Here is a 19,136-nt window from a genome sequence, read left to right as displayed (position 1 = left end):
CCGATTCTGTTGAAAAAGCAGGTTTAGCGGCAGCCAGGCGGTCGGATGTACCGGCTGTCGAAGTGGCTGCAAGCCACTTCAAGTTGCCTTTCGGCGTTTCGCTGAGCGTCATTGCTCAGCTCTGAGGGTTAATTTGAGGGTTTCTGCTCGCAGCAGGCGTACCTATCCCATTAATGGTGGCCCTTGAGGCAAAAGCTTGGCCATGCGGCGCAGGTTCTGCACCGTCGCCGCCAGGGTGAATTCATCAGTCGCACCCGTCAGACCGCGCAGCCGTAAGCGATCAAGTTTCATTATCCGCTTGAGGTGGGCGAATAGCATTTCCACCTTCTTTCGTTCGCAGCGAGAGACTAGGTATTCCGGTGTCTTGGCGATACGTCGAGCCACGTCGCGGGCAGCCTCATGGATGCTGCGGACGATCTTCCGAGTCGGCGTGTTGGGGCAGCACTTCGCTTTCAACGAGCAGGTGGCGCAGTCGGTTTGGCTGGAGCGGTAAATGATGGTGTTGGCCTTGGTCACCCGCGATCTTTTCTGGGTGAAGGCGCGCCATTCACTGCGTAGTGGTTTGCCGGCTGGGCAGCGATATTCATTGGCTTCCTGGTTCCAGTGGAAGTCGTTACTGGAGAGGCTGTCGTCCTTGCGCTCGGTCTTGTCCCACACCGGAACATGCGGCTCGATGTCCTTTTCTTCTACCATCCAGGCCAGCATCGGGGCGATGCCATAAGCGGTATCGCCGATAAGGCGTTCCGGTGTGAGATCGAACTGCGCTTCGACACGCTCGACCATCGTCCTGGTCGAATCGACTTCGGCGGTACGGTGCGCCGAGGTAGCTTCCACGTCCATGATCACACCGTGCTCAGTGTCGATCAGGTAATTCGTGGAGTAGGCAAAGAAGGCCGGGCCGCCTGGTGCTGCTGTCCAACGGGACTGAGGATCGGTGAGCGAAATTTTCTTAGGAAGAGCCTCAGCCAGCGCCTCTTCATCAAGGGCTTCGAGGTACTCGCGCACGGCGCGACTGCTGAGCTTTGGATCGTTCCAATCGACTTCATTACCCGCCATGCCACGTTGGCGGCTAGCATCGGCCTTGATGATGCTGGCGTCCACAGCGAAGCCTTCGCCTTTGACCAGGCCAGCCGCCATGCAGCGGCGCAGCACCTCATTGAACAACCAGCGGAACAGGCCACTGTCACGAAAACGGCCGTGTCGGTTCTTCGAGAAGGTCGAGTGATTGGGTACTTCGTCTTCCAGACCCAGCCGGCAGAACCAGCGATAGCCAAGGTTCAGGTGCACCTCTTCGCACAATCGACGCTCGGAACGAATGCCATAGCAGTAGCCGACGACGAGCATACGCACCATCAATTCCGGGTCAATCGAGGGACGCCCGATGGGGCTATAGAAATCCGCCAGGTAGGCGCGCAGATCACTGAGATCCAGGCATTGGTCGATGCTGCGCAGGAGGTGTTGGGGCGGGACGTGATCTTCCAGATTGAACGAGTAAAACAGGCGCTGCTGCCCTCCCGGTAACTGTCCCATCATGCTGTTCGCCCCCACGCTCACTGACAGAGCAATTTTGCCGAAGGCATGGGGAAGCAGCTACTTTTTCAACAGAATCGCCCGATAGCGGACATGACAGTTTGCGCTTGAGAGATAGCTGTGGATTCAGACAAAGGGACCCATCAGCTTACGCACGCTATAAATGAAACTGGAGTGGTGGTTGGATGACCCTAATCCCACGCGCTACTCTGCCCGGAAGCTCCAAACTAGTTGCACCATTCTTACTGCCAGAATCAGATAAAACACCCACAGTGATAATTGCAGCAGCTTGTGGTAACGCATCCGGGCGACGCGGTGCAACCCATCACTTATGGTGAGAAACATTAAAAGCGCAGATATCACTAACAGCCCTACGCCAGTTACCCGCGTGCTTACCAGGCCGAGCATCACCGGCTGCTCTGCGTGCAGAGCACTGGTACCCGCTGCAAAAAGAAGTGCACATACCAATAGATTCTTTACGTTGTCAAAGACCTTGGCGCAAAGGTCTTTTTCTAACAGCCTCAGGTAACACACCCATAGCTTCTTCATGCTCGACCTTTTCGCACCCGTTCAACTGTTTCCAATAGTTGCCTTAGGCGTCAAACGCGCGATCCTCGAGGGCTGGCAGCCTACGACACTGTCTTCCGCCATGTTCGGATTAGTTGGCTTCATATCGATTATTAACGAAAGCGTTTACGTCTTCGGCCAAGCCCTTTATCGCCGATTTGAAGTCATTGACGGTAATAGCCTGACGACTGCTCCCCAAAGTATCGCCAAGAACCTTTCGCACGATTTTCACAACCGGTTGCCCCGTCGCTGCATCGAGAAGATCGGCTTCCACATACAGTTCAGTATTCTGGTCGCGGTAACCCGCTGCGCCTGCAACCATGCCGGCCACTGCTGTTACAGGCAATACTTCGTACCACTGCATACCTTCGTTGGAAGCAGTCACGCCTGTGATCGCGGCATTTAAAACTAAGGAGCGGGAGCTTGCTAACGCGGCGTCTTCGCTAGGCACAATAGTGTACTTTTGAGCCAATGCGCTTTTTACGCTTGTGCTTGTGAGTAACTGAAGTTCCCGCAAGGTCTGTAAATTGATTCGCTCATTCGGCTTCGGTGTCGGATAAAGCTCGAGTTGATCGAACACGATCGTGTCGTAGGCGTCGGGGTTGAAACCCTCAGCTACCCAACGCATGACAGGCTGACCGTTTGCCGAAGTGGTTTGCTTCAAGCCTTCGTAGCTTGTCAGGAAGCCAGAGTATTGCCCTTCTTCTGTAACCTTCGAAGCACACCCGCCGAGCATGACATTGCTCAGAACAACGCTTATCAAAAACGCTTTTGACATGTTCATTCAAGGCTCTCCGTTTATTGGCGCTCTAACAACATTTGCAAAGGTGTTACCTGTAGCAATGCGGTGTTCATCCCTAGTCTCCGTTAATGCATTGAGAGACTCGTTGCCTCCTATAATTGAAACCTTTAGTTCGATAACGACGCTTCTGAACAAGCGAAACACTGCCAATTGAAAAGCATTTGCTCGCAGCCAGACATGTGCTGCCCCGCTAACACGCCGACTTTGCATTTTGCTTCGCAGCGAGCTCATGAATGCCTACGAAAAGCGGATGCGGTCTCACTCAATAGGTATAGCTGGTCAACTGCTTGTTTGTTGGCTCGTGCGAATCTCTGCCAAGCGATATCAAACCTTCTTCGTTCCCAGCAGCCTTCAGCAGTTGCATCCGTAATGAGGCACCGCGGTCACCAAAAGCACGCGCACCAGGATCAAAAATCGGCACTCGGCTCGTCGTTCTTTTAGCGCTGATCCTTAAATGTTGTTAGCCACATGTTCAAACGAACGCGGTCTCGGCCACAGCAATGCCGCCAGAACAACGGCGTACAGGGCTGCACACAGTACATAGGCGATACGGGTCGAAAACAGCTCCAACGTGCTGGTCGGTAGTGGCGATATACCGAGTCCGAAGAGGATCAGAAAGACGATAAGCCCGCCACCAAAGATCTTACCCCGGGTGTTGCCGATGGCTGCGTTGCCTGCGAACAATAGACTGACCAGCAGCACGATCAGCGCTACAAGCCACAGAGAGGGGCGCAGCTCGACTATGGCGAACGCCAGCGATGCCGCCGCTCCTCCAAGTAGGTTGACCAATACCAGACCAAGCGCAGTCCGAAAGTTCATGCTCAACTCGAATTGGCTTAGCAACGAGGCGACAGTAATCGGAATGACCATTGCAGTGGCCAATCGCGGATCGCTCAAGCACAGGGCAACCATGGCCAGTAGAATTACTCCGCTGGCCGCGGCCTGGCGAATCACCAGAGCAAGATCATACCCGAGCGTACATTGCTCTTCCCGGTAGTCACCGACTGGATTTGGCAGCAAGGCATGGGTAGCCCATGACAACATCATTCCCAGGCTAATCGCCTTAGCCAACAACAGCACGATCGGCTCACCCAGGTTGTCCTGCAGAATGTCGAGCAACGGAACGACGATGGCGATCAGCAGCATCAACACCGGCACGGCACCGCCCCGCTGTCGTCCTTGGGCAACGAAGCACACGAAGTAAAACAGCCACAGCAGGGGTAGCAGTACCCACGGACGCTCCCTAAGAAGGCCGGATAAAAATACTAATAGCGCACCGGTTAGGATAATCACCAACACAATCACCACCCCTTGAAGCAACGCAGGCGGACGACGGCTCGCCAAGAGGAACTGGGACGCAAACAACGGCGCAAGAAATGGCAAAGGATCGCCTAGCAACAGCCCCATACATAAGCCTACGGTGACGGCGATGGCGACGCGCAGCCCCTGGCGTTTGGCCCACTGCAGCTCCAGTCGCGATGGTTTTTCAATTGACATAGTTGAGCCAGGCACCCAGCCGTATGGTGAATGCGCCCAACCAGTTGGTGACGCGATCGTCTTCCGTATACACCACGACGGTCACCTGTGAGCCGTAGCGCGGACCGGTTGGGCGGGGACCTTCCACGATCAGACGTACAGGAAAACGCTGCGGGTCGCGTACCCAACCGCTCTGATTACGCACTGATGGCAATGCAGATTGGCTGCTGCCTGCCGGCGCAACGCCCCAAGCGACGCTCTCGACATGGCCCTTGAACACACGGCCAGGCAACAGATCGAATACCAGTTCTGCGCGATCATTGGCCTGCATGTGCTCCAGGCTGTTTTCTTTAAAGGCAGCGGAAACCCAAACGGTGCCGGCATCGATAACGGTTAGCGCTGGTTGGCCGGCGCTCACTACCTGGCCGACAGCAAGCTGAAGGTTGGTCACAACGCCATCGGACGGCGCGACAACTTCAGTACGGACCAGATCGAGCCTGGCTTTTTCCAACGTAGCCAGGGCTTGCTTGAGCTGCGGATTGTCGTTGCCATCGGCACCCAGTTGCTGACGTGCACGTTGCAAGTCTGCCTGTGCTTTGCTCACGGCTGCTTCGGCGGAGCCAAGGGCCGCATCGGTTTCATCCTGACGCGCGCGGGCGAACACGCCTCGCTCGACCAGATGAGTCACGCGCCGGGCTTGTTCACGCACGTTGTCGCGCTGTGCACGAGCCGACACCAGCATGGCTTGGGCAGCGTCCACCGAGGCGGTATTCGCCCCTATTGCCTGCCCCGCTGCTTCCAACTGCGCCTCGGCATCAATGACTGCCAGCCTGTAAGGGAGTGGGTCTATGCGGAACAACAACTGGCCGGGCTTTACCCGCGCGTTGTCGATCACGGCAATTTCGGTCACACGGCCACTTACCTCGGCCGCCATCGGCACCACATAGGCCTGCACCACGGCTTGCGAAGTCAATGGCGTGTGACGCTCCAATGCAATGGACACAGCAAATAGCACCGCAATCAAGGCCACCACTATCAGCGCGACGCGTCGCAGCGGGTTGGCCGATGCAGGTTTTTCCAGGAGCGGCTCAGGGGCACTCGCCGGCTCGGCGTGGTCCGGCGTGTTCGGAGTTTCGGCCATATGTACTCCTGCGAAGCATGCAGTCGAGGGTCATCGGGTATGGGCCGGAGCGAGCTGGAGTTACTCAGACCACGCCGGGAGTAATGACCCGTGCTCTGCGGATAAACAGCGCCCGCAGCTTTTCCCAGAAGTTGCCACCGAGCACAAAGAAGCTACCGATCAACAGCACGTCTCCCAACAACTGCAGTGCCCAACTGTTGGGGCGAAGGCCCGGCGCCAGGGCGTCGATATAGGGCTCGAGAAACGAAGAGAGCAAGGGCAGGCAGAACATCACCATTCCGATACGGTGGCGCGTGGGGCTCACTTCGACGTCAGCGCTGGTGGCAAAGCCTGATACATGACGAAAAAGGTGTTGTTTGAGCTCCTGAAATCCGGCTTTGCCCATTACCGCTATCACCAGTAGCAGCAGCACTTTGTTGACGATGAACAACGCACCGGTCAGGGCCGCGATGGTGGACCCAGGGACATCTGCTGCCGCGGCCAACGGCAAAAGCAGCCACAAGATGGGCATCAAACAGAGCAAGGCGATGCCAAGTTTGAAACGCCACTTCGCGGATTCTGGCGCTACCGAAACGCTTGCCGTGGTCATGATGTATTACCTTTCTAAGGATGGATGGCCGGTTTCTTCCCATTGGCTCAGCGAATGAGCTTCTGTTTCTCCCTAATTCTTCAACGACATTTCCGAGCTACGTCGTTAGCCGCATCGCTGATTTGCTCGACCAAGCGTTGCAGATTGTTCTGATGGGCGATCACTATGTCGTCGATGTCTACGCCCGCCGCTGTCTGTAGTGTGCTCCTGCAATGCACCATTGCATTGCCTCCCTCTCCGAGGTCCCGCAGCCGCCATTTAACGTCGATCAATGCGTATTGGCCGGGAATCGAATCCAGACGCAGCACATCCAGCCGTACCGAAACCCTACGTCCAGCGGCGATATTAGGCAGTTGCTGTGCGATAGCACTGCGCAGTTCTTCAGCCAGGCTCGCGCCCCACCAGTGGGTTTCAAGGATCGCCAGGCTGCTGTCACTCTGGCGAATTACGATCTGCTGTCGGTCGACCTGAGGCGGTACGCTAATGGCTTCGATCCCCACTTCCGCATCGAGCCGTACTGCGGCGACTGGCTGGATTGGGGTCAGGGTGTGGAACTGGATCGGATCACTGCGGCATGCAACGAGCGCAAGCAACGCAGCTGCCAGCGAGGTAGTCCGGGGAAATACCATAGTGTGCTCCCTCGTTCAGTTGCTTAGCGCTCGTTGCGGCGTGGCATTGTCGGGCCGGCCGCGAAGTAACGATTCCGGATGTCGTCCCAGATAGTCCGAGAGTTCGCGAAGCGAGCGCGACGTGCGGCTCAGCTCTTCCAGCGTTTGCGTCAGCTGTTCACGTTGCGGCGAATCCTCAGCGAGCGTGGAACTGGCCGACTCCAGAGCTTTGCTAGCCTCCGTCAATGTCGTTGACACGCCGGGAAGCGTTGAGGCATTGACTTGCGCCAGCACCTTGCGCAATTCCACGAGGCTGCCGTCGAGATTCGCGGCAATGCGATCCAATGGCAGTTTGCTGATCTTTTCAACGACGGATTGCAGTCGCTCCTGAACCTGCTCGAAATCTCCAGGAATCGAAGGAATGACCACAGGGCGTGCGGTGGGGTCGAACGCAACCTTGGGCGCTTTTGGATGGAAATCGAGGGATATATATAGTTGTCCGGTAAGCAGGTTGCCGGTTCGTGCTTGCGCTCTCAGTCCATTCTCGATGAATGCTCCCATGAGCCGAACGCTGGCGGCCTCATCGTTGGGATCATGCTTCAAGGCTTTGAGCATCTCCGCATGGGCCCTGCCGAGTCGTTGCGGATAAATCACGATTCCAACATCCAGAGGAAAGCTGCGCTCTTTGGGATCGAAATTCAGATCAACCGCCACCACCTTGCCAATTTCCACTCCGAGGAACTCGACAGGAGCGCCTACTTTTAGCCCTCGTAGTGCCTGGTCGAAGCGCAGGCTCAGAAACTGTGCTTTTCCGTCCGGCGGGGCCAATGCAGCCAGTTGATCGTCGAACAGCTCAAAGGTGCTCTTTTCAGTAGCGGGGAGGTCGTTGGGGCTGTAAAGCGGGGCGCGGAAGGCAATGCCACCCATGAGGATCGATGACAGCGATTCGGTGTCTACCGCAAAACCGTTAGCACCCAATTTAACGTCGATACCGCTAGCGTTCCAGAACCGCGTGTTCTGAGTGACGTGAACATCATTGGGGGCATGCACGAACACCTCGATGCTGACGCTTTTGCCGTCTGCTTCCAATCCGTATGCCACAACCTGACCGACAGGAATTTTGCGGAAGTAGACCGGGGAGCCAATGTCCAACGACCCCAGATCCGTGCTGCGTAGCGTAAAACGCTTCCCAGGCTCGCCATAGGTAATGGGCGGCGGCGTTTCCAGGCCTTCGAATCGCTTGGCCCTCGCATCGGCCTGGCCGATATCGGCGCCGATATAATCGCCGGACAGCAATGTATCGATACCCGACACGCCGCTTGCACCGATACGCGGTCGCACGACCCAGAACTGTGAGTCTTCGCGTGTGAAGCTCTCTGCTTCCTTGGCCAGTTTTATGGTGGCGTCGACGCTTCTTTGATCTTCGCTCAGCGCTACATCCGATACATACCCAATTACTACATTGCGGTATTTGACCTGAGTCTTGTTGGCGTCCAGCCCGCTACCGGTCCTGAAGGTCACCGTTATGGTCGGCCCTTCCTGCATGACGTTGTGCACCACGAGCGAAATGCCTACCAGCACCGCCACGATGGGAACGATCCAAACCAACGAAACTTTGAAACGGCGCGTTTTGATAACGGGCTTGGCATTACCTCGCACCAGATCAGTGACTTGTGACTCCATTCACGATCTCCTTTTCACGCGGCCCGTCCCAGATCAGACGTGGATCGAAGCTAATGGCCGATAGCATCGTAAAGACCACCACCAGCCCAAAAAACAGAATGCCGGCACGCGGCTCGATATTGGCCAAACCGTGGAATTTCACCAGCGCAGCCACTAGTGCCACCACAATCACGTCGAGCATCGACCAATAGCCGATGAGTTCGATGAAACGGTAGAGCCTCGAGCGCTCCTTGCGGGCCCATTGGCTGCCGCGTTGAGCGGTAATAAGCAAGAGCGAAAGAGCTGCGAATTTGATGCCCGGTACAGCAATGCTGGCGATGAAGATGATCAGCGCAATGTCCCACGCGCCGTGCTGCCAAAACTCCAAAACCCCGCTCATGATGGTGCTGTCTGCGCCTGTACCGAGCATGCTGGTGTTCATCACCGGTAGCAGATTGGCCGGAACGTAGAACACCAGGGCGGCCAACAAGAACGCCCAGGCGCGGGATAAGGAGTTGATCTTTCGGTCGTGCAGCGCTGCGCCGCAACGGTCGCATGACAAGGGCTGGTCGGTCATATCGCACGTCTTGCCGCAGCTGTGGCAGAGGCAAAGATTGAGGTCGCTGGCAACGTATGGCGTATTCATAGAACGTCCCAAAGCTCGCGCACGTCGCGGCCGGCAATGCGAATCAGCAACAAGCTAAGCACGGCCAGGGCGAACAAGCCGATGCCAGGCAGCACATCCAACATGCCGGCGAGTTTGAACACTGCAACAAGTGCCCCGAGTAGACACACCTCAAGCATGCTCCATGGCCTGAGCGACTCCAGCCAGCGCATGCACAGACCGAAGCCAGGGGCACGTCTTCGGGAAAGAGCGAAGCTGAGTACCCAAGTCAGCAAGCACAGTTGGAAAAGCGGTGCGATGATGATGGAAATTGCCGCGACCAGCGCGATGAACGTAATCGGTCCGACGCTTAACGCCAGCACCGAATCCCATAAGGTGGCGCTGCTCTTGAGCCCTTGCAGGCTGATGACCATGACGGGATAGAAGTTTGCGAGAAGCCATAGCACCGCAGCCGTGATCGTCAGCGCCAGCCGTTGATCAATGGCCAGGCCATTAAAGCGCTGAAGCACGCTACCGCAACGTGAGCAAAGGGAGGTCTGATGCCTATTAAGGGCAGCCTTCTCGAACACGCAATTGCAGTGTTCGCAGATGATCAAATCGTTGCAGTTAGCCATGGATATCACTCGTAAGCGATAAGGCGCGATCGTCTCCCTGCGGGGAAACCCGTACTGCAACTGCGGGTTACATGATGGTGGACCCTAGATCCGAATAAGTCGAATTGAGCTGAGATCTTTTTTGGAAGCGGAACGGTTATCTACGGTGTCAAGACTGCAATCTATGGTGAACGGTCGGAAGCCACCGTCCGCTTCTGGCCGAGGTTGTGTAAAAACGTTCTTGCCTGGACGCGACTAGCTGGATCGTCCCCAAAATCGCGTCGCTACGAAAGATTCAGGTCTGCTGAATAGCCAAGCTCTGTCAGATTTCACGTAGGAACGCAGACTTCAAAACGGGGAACGCGTTTTTACACAGCCTCGGCCGAAAGCGGCCGCTGCCCCAAGCCGCTGCCCAAAGTAAAAAGGACACCCGGCGAACGGTACAACCGTATCCACTCTCGCACCGTAACCGAGCTCCCGCTCGGCGGTCGCCGGAAACTGTTCAACCCCGCCGGCGGCCAAATGCTTCATTAGCAAAAGCGGCTCGTACCGCTTTCCCTGCCTCGACTCATTGTCGGGGCATCCGCTGGTGAAGGAATTCCGATGAAGCATCCGAAACTCATCCATCACGGCGCTCATGAAGGCGTCACCGGGTCGTGCCATCAGTTGTGGATGGATGACAGCTGTAGCGTCCTTATCGATTGCGGCCAGTTTCAGGGGCAGGATGCAAATTCAGATGACGATGAGCTGGCGCTGGATTTCTCCATCGAGGGCATCAAGGCGTTGATCGTCACCCACGTGCACATCGACCACGTGGGACGGATTCCGAACCTGCTGGCGGCGGGGTTCAGCGGGCCGATCCTGTGCAGCGAGCCGTCCGCCCGGCTGTTGCCGATCGTGCTGGAGGACGCCTTTCGCCTGTCCATCAGCCGTGATCAGGCGCAACTGGAGCGTTATATCAAGGTAGTCGAGCAGCGCATCATCGCCCTGCCCTACGGCCACTGGTTCACCCTGAACGAGACGGATAGCGGCGGCTGCCGGGTACGCTTGCAGCCGGCCGGGCATGTGTTGGGGTCGGCTTATGTCGAGCTGGAACTAAGTGACGCCGAGGGCCCGGCAGAGCGGGTGGTATTCAGCGGTGACCTGGGCGCTCCGCATTCACCGCTGCTACCTGACCTGGTGCCGCCCGAACGCGCGGACCTGCTGATTATGGAAAGCACTTATGGCGACCGCCGGCATGAAGACCGCGTGCATCGGCGCGAACGGCTGCAGGCGGTCATCGAGCGGGCCCTGGCCGACGAGGGCACCGTGCTCATCCCCTCGTTCAGCATTGGCCGAACTCAGGAGCTGCTGTACGAGCTGGAAGAGATCCTCCATGAGCGGAGCGAGTTGGTAGAAGCGGACAGGACGGTGGGCGAATCCGGGCGGCAAGCGCAGGAAGGCGATCCCGATATCGACTGGCCGCAGATTCCGATCATTCTCGACTCGCCGTTGGCCAGCCGATTCACCGCAACCTACAAGGAGCTGCAGGCATTCTGGGACGAAGATGCTCGCGATCGTATGAAGGAAGGCCGCAAGCCGCTGTCGTTCAAGCAGCTCATCACCGTCGACAGCCACGACGAGCATATGCGCATCGTCGAGCACCTCACCCAGACCGCACGGCCCGCAATCGTCATCGCGGGCAATGGGATGTGCTCGGGCGGGCGGATCGTCAACTACTTGAAAGCGATGCTGGGCGATCCGCGCCACAATGTGGTGTTCGTCGGTTATCAGGGCAAGGGCACGCCGGGGCGCGACATCCAGACCCATGGACCGGATGGTGGTTTCGTCGATCTGGACGGACAGCGCATCGACATCCGCGCCGGTATCGACAGCGTCGGTGGCTATTCCGCACACGCCGATCAAGCTGACCTGGTCGGCTTCGTCACCCGGATGACGGAATGGCCGAAGGAAATCCGCCTCATCCACGGCGAAGACCAGGCCAAGCAGCGACTGGCCGATGTGCTGCGGGCTCGGTACCGGGAAGCCGGAAAGAACGGGGAGATCGCCATCCCCTAGGTTGCCGCCCCTGGCGCGCATGTCTGTAGTACCGGTATGGATGTGTCGGAGCGCCCCGTGCACAGCGGGATCCGTCCTTTGACGGCTCGCTTGTTACCGGTGCTAGAGTGCGTGTTTGCATCATCCAACCACGTAGCGAGGGGTCCATGCTCAATCATGTAATGGTCGGTTCGAATGATATTGAACGGTCGAAGCGGTTCTACGACGCAGTGCTCGGTGTGCTCGGCGCAGGCGAGCCGCTCCGCAATACCGCTCCTTCCGGGCACACTCGCCTTTTCTACCATCACGACGGGAGCCTGTTCGGTGTCACCGAGCCCATCAACGGTGAACCAGCGACGGTAGGCAATGGCGGCACGATTGGCTTCAAATGCAACTCACCCGAGCAGGTCCAGGCGTTTCACGACGTAGCCGTCGCGCATGGCGGCACCACCTGTGAAGAGCCGCCGGGGCTGCGTGAAGGCAGCCTCGGCGCGATGCACCTGGGCTATGTACGCGATCCTGACGGAAACAAACTGTGCGCGATCTACCGCGCCCCGTAACCGCTTGTTCAGCGCCGTGCGGCCATGGTGCGGCGCTGAATGAAAGTCGATGCGTCGCAGCCCGTTGCGGCGCATCCACCTGTTTGCCTTCTGGCCGCAATCGGGCCTGGTTGAATGGTCGAATCCGATTTCATTGAGCGCTTAGACCGGTTTGTCGGGTTGTACGATGGCACGCCATTGCGCGATGCGGCTTGCCAGCAGATCAGCGACTGGCAGGCAGGCGCCGAGCCGGTAGAGGTTCCAGTAATGCCCTTCCAGCGTGCGGTTGACCAGCAGCGTACCGGACGCCGGCTGCAGACTGCCGAGCGCAGACATCAGCAACGGCGAGAGTTCGACCAGTTGCTGATGCAGGGACGCGCCGCGAAAATCCCATTGCGCTCCGGGTTGCAGTAACGGATGCAGCAGGAGATGAATGCGGCGATACAGGCCATGCGGCGGGGCGCTGCCTGGCTGGCGCCCACCGAGAGCCTGGAAGCCCGCCTCCAGCGCCTCGCTGGATGGGCCGCGCAAGGCATCGAAGATCTGTACATAAGCGCGCAGCAAGCGCATCGGCAGCGGGACGACACTGCCGAAATCGTAAATCACCAGTTCCCCGGCATCGGTCCAGGCAAGATTGCCCGGATGCGGGTCGGCGTGCAGTTGTCCGAGGCCGAATGCCTGCTCGGCGAGCCAGTCGCAGAGGGCTTCGGCCAGTCGCTGACGAATCTCGGCGGATGCCTGGTCGACCTCATTCATCGAGCGCCCCGGCAGCTCTTCCAGCACCAGCACACCCGGGCGGCACAGCGCCGCGACGGAAAACGGAATGCGCACGCCGGGCCAGTCCGCGAAGTGCTGGCGAAAGCGCTCAAGATTGTTGCGCTCGGCACCGTAATCGAGTTCCTGGTCGATCACGCGTTGCAGCTCGCGGTAGACCGACTCGAGCCGTGCCGAGGGCGTGCCGAACAGCCGCCCCAACGGCATCAGCCGGCGCAGCTGTCGCAGGTCGGCATCGCAAATTGCACGAATGCCCGGGTACTGGATCTTCATGATCAGCGCTCGCCCCTGCCGGTCACGCGCACGGTGCACTTGCCCCAGCGACGCCGCCGCGGCGGGTTGCGCCTCGATGCTGTCGAACAGCTCATACAACCGGCCGTGGTAAAGGCGCTGCAGGTGGGATTCGAGCGGGGCGAACGGCAGTGACGGGACCTGATTCTGCAGCCGGGACAGCGCCGCGCTGATCGGTGGCGGCAGCACATCCTGCCATTGCGATGCCTGCTGACCGAGCTTGAGCACCGGGCCCTTCATCTGCCCCAGCGTATCGCCCAGCAGCTCACCGACCGGCGCCCAGTCGATACTCGCCTTACCCGACGTGATGCGCTGCACCACGAGATTGCCAGCGATCCGCGCGCCGGTGCCACCCAGGCGCAGCAACCGGCCGAGAGCCGAGGCCGATGGACGTGAGGGTCGTGACATCCGGGCCACCTGATCAAACAAAGCCCGATCATGGGCCAGCCGGTCAGGCGATCCAAGCGCCAATGATTACGATCTGTTGCATCGGCGCAGCGCAGGCGGTGCACTCGCACCTTACAAGCGAAACGACATCCGAACGGCTCTACGACGTGGCCTAGCGCCTATGACAGCGTTCCGGTGATGACCGCTAACGGCAGGGGGAAGGGGAACGGTGCGACGAAAGCCCAGTCGGATTAGAGGACGGTGCCCCTCGGTTATCGCCTGCCGGCAGCATCTATGCGAAGCTTCGTCAGAGCCATCGGCGAACCGATTGAAGGGGCTTTTTGCCCGACCGCCACGCGGCATTTACGGGCGTGTTCCAGCTGCTTCATTGCCATACGTCACGAAGCCTGGAACAAGGACACGCAGCCTCCGTCTGGAGCCCTGCGTAAGGAGTATGGAATGACCGATTCCTTTGATCAGTTGCCGACGACCGATGACGAATGCCCTCGTATCTCGACTGGCAGCGCAGGCCTCGACGACATCCTCGGTGGGGGACTGGACCCTAATCGAATGTATCTCTACGAGGGCAGCCCAGGCTCCGGCAAGACCACTATCGCTCTGCAGTTTCTTCTCGAAGGTGTACGCCATGGCGAGCGAGTGCTCTACATAACGCTCTCGGAAACCAAGAAGGAACTGGAACTCGTCGCCAAGCGTCACGGCTGGACGCTCGATGGTATAGATGTTTTCGAGCTGGTGACGCCCGAAGACGCCCTCGACCCCGAGCTCGAACTGACCGTGCTGCATCCGGCCGAGATGGAGCTGAGCGAGACCACCAAACAGGTCTTCGACCGCGTCAGCGCAACCAACCCGACCCGGGTTATTTTCGACAGCCTGTCCGAAATGCGTCTGCTGGCGCAGAGCCCGCTGCGCTATCGCCGACAAGTCCTGGCGCTCAAGCACTTCTTCACCACGCGCCGTTGCACGGTGATCCTGCTCGATGACCAGACCTCCGAAAGCGGCGATCTGCAACTCCACTCGATTTCACACGGGGTGGTGATGCTGGAGCAGTTGGCCATTGATTACGGCGCGGAGCGTAGACGCCTGCGGGTGATCAAGATGCGCGGCATCAAATTCCGGGGCGGCTACCACGACTTCACGATCAAGACCGGCGGCCTGGCGATCTACCCGCGTCTGATCGCCGCCGAACACCACTCGCCGTTCGTCGGCGAATTCACCTCGAGCGGCAACGACGAACTGGACAAGATGCTGGGCGGCGGTCTGGAACGTGGCACCAACGCATTGCTGATCGGAGCGGCCGGCGTCGGTAAATCCTCGGTGGCACTGGGTTTTGCCGCAGCGGCCTGCAAGCGCGGCGAGCACGTGGCGTTTTTCATCTTCGACGAGGGCATCGGCACGCTGCTGGCGCGCGCTCGAGCGCTCGGCCTGGATCTCGAACCCTGGATCGAACGCGGTTTGCTGCACCTGCAACAGATCGATCCCGCCGAGCTGTCGCCCGGCGAGTTCACCGCCGCCGTGAGGCACAGCGTCGAGGAGCAAGGGGCGCAACTGGTGATACTGGATAGCCTCAACGGCTACCTGAACGCCATGCCCGATGGCCGTTTCTTGATCCTGCAAATGCACGAGCTGCTGAGCTATCTGGGTCAGAAAGGTGTGATCAGCGTGATGGTGCTCGCTCAGCACGGCCTGGTGGGACCGATGGATACGCCCATCGATATCAGCTATCTCAGTGATGCGGTTATCATGCTGCGCTACTTCGAGCATGCCGGCGTCGTCCGGCGCGCGATGTCTGTGGTTAAAAAGCGCAGCGGACGCCACGAAAACAGCATCCGGGAGTTTCGCCTTGGCGCTTCCGGCATCAAGGTCGGACTGCCGCTCGTGCACTTCAGCGGCATATTCTTGGGCACGCCGACGTACACCGGCGATGCCAGCCCTCTCATGAAAGACGAGCATGACGACGCCTAAGCGAGAAAGCCCATTAGTAGTCGTCTTCGCACCCATCGGCAGGGACGGCCCGGCAACGGCCGACCTGCTGCGCCGCAGCGGGATGGCTGCCGATGTCTGCCACAGCGTCGCCGAGGTGCTGGAGCGCGCCGAACACGATGCCGACGCGGTGTTCATCGCCGAAGAGGCCTTGTTCGGCCAGGACCTTAAGGCCCTGGGTGCGTGGGTCGATGCACAACCGGCCTGGTCCGACTTTCCGTTCGTGGTGTTGACCAGCAAGCACCGACAGCCGGCGGTCAGTGCCTGGCGGCAACGCCTGGTCGCGGCGTTGCGCAATGTCTCTCTGCTCGAACGCCCGGTGCAAAGCATCACCCTCACCAGCGCCGTCCAGGCGGCCATACGCGGCCGCCTTCGCCAGTACGAGGTCCGCGCATTGATCGAGGCCCGCGAGCAGGCCTCGCATGAGCTCGAAGCGCTGGTGGTCGAACGTACCCGGGCACTGGAGCAGGCCAACGTCGAGCTGCGCACGCAAATGGTGGAACGTGCCCACATCGAAGAAACATTGCGTCAAACGCAGAAGATCGAGGCCATCGGGCAGCTCACCGGCGGCATCGCACATGATTTCAACAATCTGCTGATGGTTATCGCTGGCGGCCTCGACATGCTCGATCGCCGCTCCGATCCAGATCGCCGCCAGCGTCTGATGGACGGCATGCGCCAGGCCGCACAGCGTGGCGCCGCCCTGACCCGACAGCTACTGGCCTTCTCGCGGCGGCAGTCGCTGGCACCCGAGGCGGTCGATCTGGCCCATCGCATCAGCCGGATGCGCGAACTGCTCGACCGCAGCCTGCGTGGCGACGTGCACGTCGAGGTGCAGTTCGCCGACGATCTGTGGCCAGTGGAAGTCGATCCCGGCGAGCTGGAGCTGGTGATCCTCAACCTGGCGGTCAATGCCCGCGATGCCATGCCTGACGGTGGCACGATCCTGTTGCAGGCCTCGAATGCACCAGACGAGCAGGTGCTGGGCCAGCGTGGCGATTTTGTCCGCCTGGCGGTGATCGATTCGGGCACCGGTATCCCGGACGATGTACGCGGACGTGTATTCGACCCCTTCTTCACCACCAAGGAAATCGGCAAGGGCTCCGGCCTCGGCCTGGCGCAGGTCTATGGTTTCGCCCGGCAGTCTGGCGGCACGGTGTGGATCGATACCGAGTGTGAACGGGGCACCAGCGTGGTGCTGCTACTGCCCCGTGCAACATCCGTCCCGGACGCGCCTGGCCAGGCAGGCATGCAAGTGGAGGTCGCGGCGCAGGTCTCGGCCGGCAATGTCTTGCTGGTTGACGATGACGAAGCGGTCGCGGCACTGGTCGGCGAAATGCTTCAACACCTGGGGTTCACCGTGACCCTCGCCACCAGTGCCGCGGCGGCGCTGGGCGCCCTGGTAAACGGACGCAAGGTGGATATCGTCTTCTCCGACGTGATGATGCCCGGCGGTATGAACGGCGTGGAGCTGGCACGAGAGATCCGCACGAAACACCGCGACATTCCGGTGCTGCTCACCAGCGGCTACGCCGAAGCCGCGAAAAAAACCGCCGATGAGGAAGGTGTCTACGTACTGGCCAAACCCTATCGACTGGAAGAACTCGCGCAGGCGATCAAAGACGCGATGGACAATGCACCCGCGCCACGGCACGCCCCTCAGCCGCTCGCCTCATCACGTCACTGAGCGAAACGTCGAAATACCGCCTCGGCGAGCCGAAGCCGAACTAAGCACAGCCTTCACCGTCGAACGCCAATTCCGAAACGACCCGGTCCGAACCTGTTTGGCACAGGGCCTGGTCGCAGTTCAACAAAGGAAATGGCATGCCTGCACAGCTCCTCACCGCCTGGCCCTTCACTTACGCAACGGTCGCCGCCGTACTGTTGAGCACCTCTGCCTCATCGCTGGCCGACGACGCCTCTCTGGCGACCCGCGACGCGCAGAACAAGCGCTTCAGCGAGCAGCTCATGGCATCCCCCAATCATCGCGCACCGGCGCCGACGGCCAGATACAACCACATCGTCACTTACGGTCAGTCCCTGGCCTCGGCCGCCGAAGGCTGGCCGGCGCTGTCGAAACAGCCGAAGTACGACAATCTGATGCTGGGCGACTCGGTGCGTTCGGCGACATTCAGCGGCGACCGATTCGTACCGGTCGGCGAATTCGCGTTCAAGCCGCTCAGGGCCGTTGTCCAGCTCAAGCGCGATCCGAAGGTCATCCTCGATGGCCGGTCGGTGGCGAGACTGGACGAGCATGCGCAGGAGGAAGGCGAATCCGTGGAAGTCGGCGCGTTGAATATGGCCCGCCGCCTCTATCTCGCAAAGCACGGCGTCGCAGCCGACCCCGAGCACCTGTTCGTGGCCAGCAACGCGTCCACCTCCGGGCGCTCCATCGCGCAGCTGTCCAAGGTCGGCGGCACCCACGAGTATCGACGGGTGCTGCAGGCGGTCGACCAGGCCAAGCAGATCGCTGACGCGCAAGGCGCCAGCTACCGCCTAAGCGCCTTCTTCTGGCTGCAGGGTGAATACGACTACTCGCAGACCCAGGGTGGCATCAACGACAAGGCTTACTACAAGAAGATGCTGCGCCAGCTGCGCGACGACCTGAACGCCGATACCGCGCAGGCGATCGCCGGACAGCAGCGGATGCCGGCGTTCATCAGCTACCAGACCGATGCCAAATCATCGGTGGTCAATGGCAGCCTCGACATCGGCATGGCGCAGTGGGAACTGGCGCAGGAGGAGCCGAACTGGTACCTCGCCGGGCCGGTTTACCCCTACGTGGACAAGGGCACTCACCTGTCGGCCAATGGTTATCGCTGGTTCGGCCAGATGCTCGGCAAGGTCTATCACCAGGTGGTGATAGAGGGCCGCAACTGGCAACCGCTGTCGCCGCGCGGCGCCACTTACGAAGATCGCGAAATACTCATTGACTTCCATGTGCCGTCCCCGCCGCTGGTATTCGACCAACCCTATCTCGGCCATCAGGCACGGCCGATCGAGAACCGCGGCTTCATCCTGATCGACGAGCAGGGCGAGGTGCCGATCGAAGCCGTGGAGATCGTCGCCGACACGGTTGTGCGCCTGAATGCCGGCCGCGATCTGGTCGGCACGCCGCGCATCCGCTATGCCAGCCATGGGGTTGGAGGCGCCGGTGAATTACGCGACAGCGACCCGAGCCAGGCCGACGCCCGCTACGAATACTTGCCGGACGAAGGCATGCCGCGCGAAGCCAACATCGCCGCACTGGTGGACAAACCCTATCCGCTGCACAACTGGAGTATCGCGTTCGAGTTGCAAGCGGGCAAAGGGCACGCCTCGTCACGCTGAGCCCAAGTGCTGGAGATGACTGCGACAGACGGGCAGCAGCGGTGTCCCCGTCACGTCCGTCGCGGCGAAAATGGGCGCGCTCAGGCCTTTCTTTGAGCCTCTTGCTGCTTTCGCCAGGTAGCAAGCGTACGGCTTTCCCACTGACGGAAGGCACGAAAGAACGAGTTCTAATCCTCGTAGCCAT

16 protein-coding genes are annotated in these 19,136 nt (G+C 59.7%); 5 read left to right on the top strand and 11 right to left on the bottom strand.

The window, feature by feature from the left end; genetic code table 11:
• Positions 1 to 162: 162 nt before the first annotated feature.
• From UF78_RS05865 to UF78_RS05820, 10 genes are all read right to left on the bottom strand, one after another.
• Positions 163 to 1,533 (bottom strand): IS1182 family transposase, encoded by a 1,371-nt coding sequence (locus tag UF78_RS05865; RefSeq protein ID WP_045161088.1) that lies wholly within the window; start codon positions 1,531 to 1,533, stop codon positions 163 to 165.
• A 201-nt stretch (positions 1,534 to 1,734) separates the two neighbouring features.
• Positions 1,735 to 2,079 carry a hypothetical protein gene (locus UF78_RS05860; RefSeq protein ID WP_045161087.1) on the bottom strand — a complete coding sequence of 115 codons (345 nt, stop codon included), beginning with the start codon at positions 2,077 to 2,079 and terminating at the stop codon, positions 1,735 to 1,737.
• 109 nt (positions 2,080 to 2,188) lie between these two features.
• On the bottom strand, positions 2,189 to 2,881 hold the full coding sequence (locus UF78_RS05855; RefSeq protein WP_045161086.1) for a DUF3313 domain-containing protein: 693 nt from the start codon (positions 2,879 to 2,881) through the stop codon (positions 2,189 to 2,191).
• A 468-nt stretch (positions 2,882 to 3,349) separates the two neighbouring features.
• Positions 3,350 to 4,396 carry a DUF2955 domain-containing protein gene (locus tag UF78_RS05850; RefSeq protein WP_045161085.1) on the bottom strand — a complete coding sequence of 349 codons (1,047 nt, stop codon included), beginning with the start codon at positions 4,394 to 4,396 and terminating at the stop codon, positions 3,350 to 3,352.
• Positions 4,386 to 5,516: an HlyD family secretion protein gene (locus UF78_RS05845; protein ID WP_080890554.1), complete on the bottom strand. Its 1,131-nt coding sequence runs from the start codon at positions 5,514 to 5,516 to the stop codon at positions 4,386 to 4,388. Before UF78_RS05845 ends, UF78_RS05850 begins: the two co-directional genes overlap by 11 nt.
• A 64-nt stretch (positions 5,517 to 5,580) precedes the next feature.
• Positions 5,581 to 6,105, bottom strand: coding sequence for a transporter suffix domain-containing protein (locus tag UF78_RS05840; protein WP_045161084.1), 525 nt, complete (start codon positions 6,103 to 6,105; stop codon positions 5,581 to 5,583).
• Between the two features lie 80 nt (positions 6,106 to 6,185).
• Complete coding sequence (locus tag UF78_RS05835) at positions 6,186 to 6,734, bottom strand: PqiC family protein (RefSeq protein WP_045161083.1); 549 nt, start codon at positions 6,732 to 6,734, stop codon at positions 6,186 to 6,188.
• Positions 6,735 to 6,749: 15 nt separating this feature from the next.
• On the bottom strand, positions 6,750 to 8,396 hold the full coding sequence (locus UF78_RS05830) for an intermembrane transport protein PqiB (RefSeq protein WP_045161082.1): 1,647 nt from the start codon (positions 8,394 to 8,396) through the stop codon (positions 6,750 to 6,752).
• The gene (locus UF78_RS05825) at positions 8,377 to 9,021 is read right to left on the bottom strand and encodes a paraquat-inducible protein A (protein ID WP_045161081.1); all 645 of its coding nucleotides are present in this window, start codon (positions 9,019 to 9,021) and stop codon (positions 8,377 to 8,379) included. Before UF78_RS05825 ends, UF78_RS05830 begins: the two co-directional genes overlap by 20 nt.
• Complete coding sequence (locus UF78_RS05820) at positions 9,018 to 9,614, bottom strand: paraquat-inducible protein A (protein WP_045161080.1); 597 nt, start codon at positions 9,612 to 9,614, stop codon at positions 9,018 to 9,020. Before UF78_RS05820 ends, UF78_RS05825 begins: the two co-directional genes overlap by 4 nt.
• A gap of 582 nt (positions 9,615 to 10,196) precedes the next feature.
• On the opposite strand from UF78_RS05820, the gene UF78_RS05810 reads away from it, so the two are divergent.
• Entirely contained in the window at positions 10,197 to 11,651 is a 1,455-nt protein-coding gene (locus UF78_RS05810) for an MBL fold metallo-hydrolase (RefSeq protein ID WP_080890553.1), read from the top strand.
• Positions 11,652 to 11,797: 146 nt separating this feature from the next.
• The gene (locus UF78_RS05805; RefSeq protein ID WP_045161077.1) at positions 11,798 to 12,190 is read left to right on the top strand and encodes a VOC family protein; all 393 of its coding nucleotides are present in this window, start codon (positions 11,798 to 11,800) and stop codon (positions 12,188 to 12,190) included.
• Between the two features lie 141 nt (positions 12,191 to 12,331).
• Here the strand turns inward: UF78_RS05805 and UF78_RS05800 are convergent, their stop codons facing one another.
• Positions 12,332 to 13,642, bottom strand: a complete 1,311-nt coding sequence (locus UF78_RS05800; protein ID WP_045161076.1) for an ABC1 kinase family protein — start codon at positions 13,640 to 13,642, stop codon at positions 12,332 to 12,334.
• Positions 13,643 to 14,080: 438 nt separating this feature from the next.
• Here UF78_RS05800 and UF78_RS05795 point away from each other — a divergent pair, with 438 nt between their 5' ends.
• The 3 genes from UF78_RS05795 to UF78_RS05785 all read left to right on the top strand — a co-directional run bounded on the left by UF78_RS05795 (position 14,081) and on the right by UF78_RS05785 (position 18,952).
• Positions 14,081 to 15,604, top strand: a complete 1,524-nt coding sequence (locus tag UF78_RS05795; protein WP_045161075.1) for an ATPase domain-containing protein — start codon at positions 14,081 to 14,083, stop codon at positions 15,602 to 15,604.
• Positions 15,591 to 17,309, top strand: coding sequence for a response regulator (locus UF78_RS05790; RefSeq protein WP_045161074.1), 1,719 nt, complete (start codon positions 15,591 to 15,593; stop codon positions 17,307 to 17,309). Before UF78_RS05795 ends, UF78_RS05790 begins: the two co-directional genes overlap by 14 nt.
• 137 nt (positions 17,310 to 17,446) lie before the next feature.
• The gene (locus UF78_RS05785) at positions 17,447 to 18,952 is read left to right on the top strand and encodes a sialate O-acetylesterase (protein WP_045161073.1); all 1,506 of its coding nucleotides are present in this window, start codon (positions 17,447 to 17,449) and stop codon (positions 18,950 to 18,952) included.
• The last annotated feature ends 184 nt before the right edge of the window (positions 18,953 to 19,136 follow it).

The organism is Stutzerimonas stutzeri (genome assembly GCF_000952685.1).
Classification (GTDB): Bacteria; Pseudomonadota; Gammaproteobacteria; order Pseudomonadales; family Pseudomonadaceae; genus Stutzerimonas; species Stutzerimonas stutzeri_E.
This window is presented reverse-complemented; position numbering and strand designations above follow the sequence as displayed.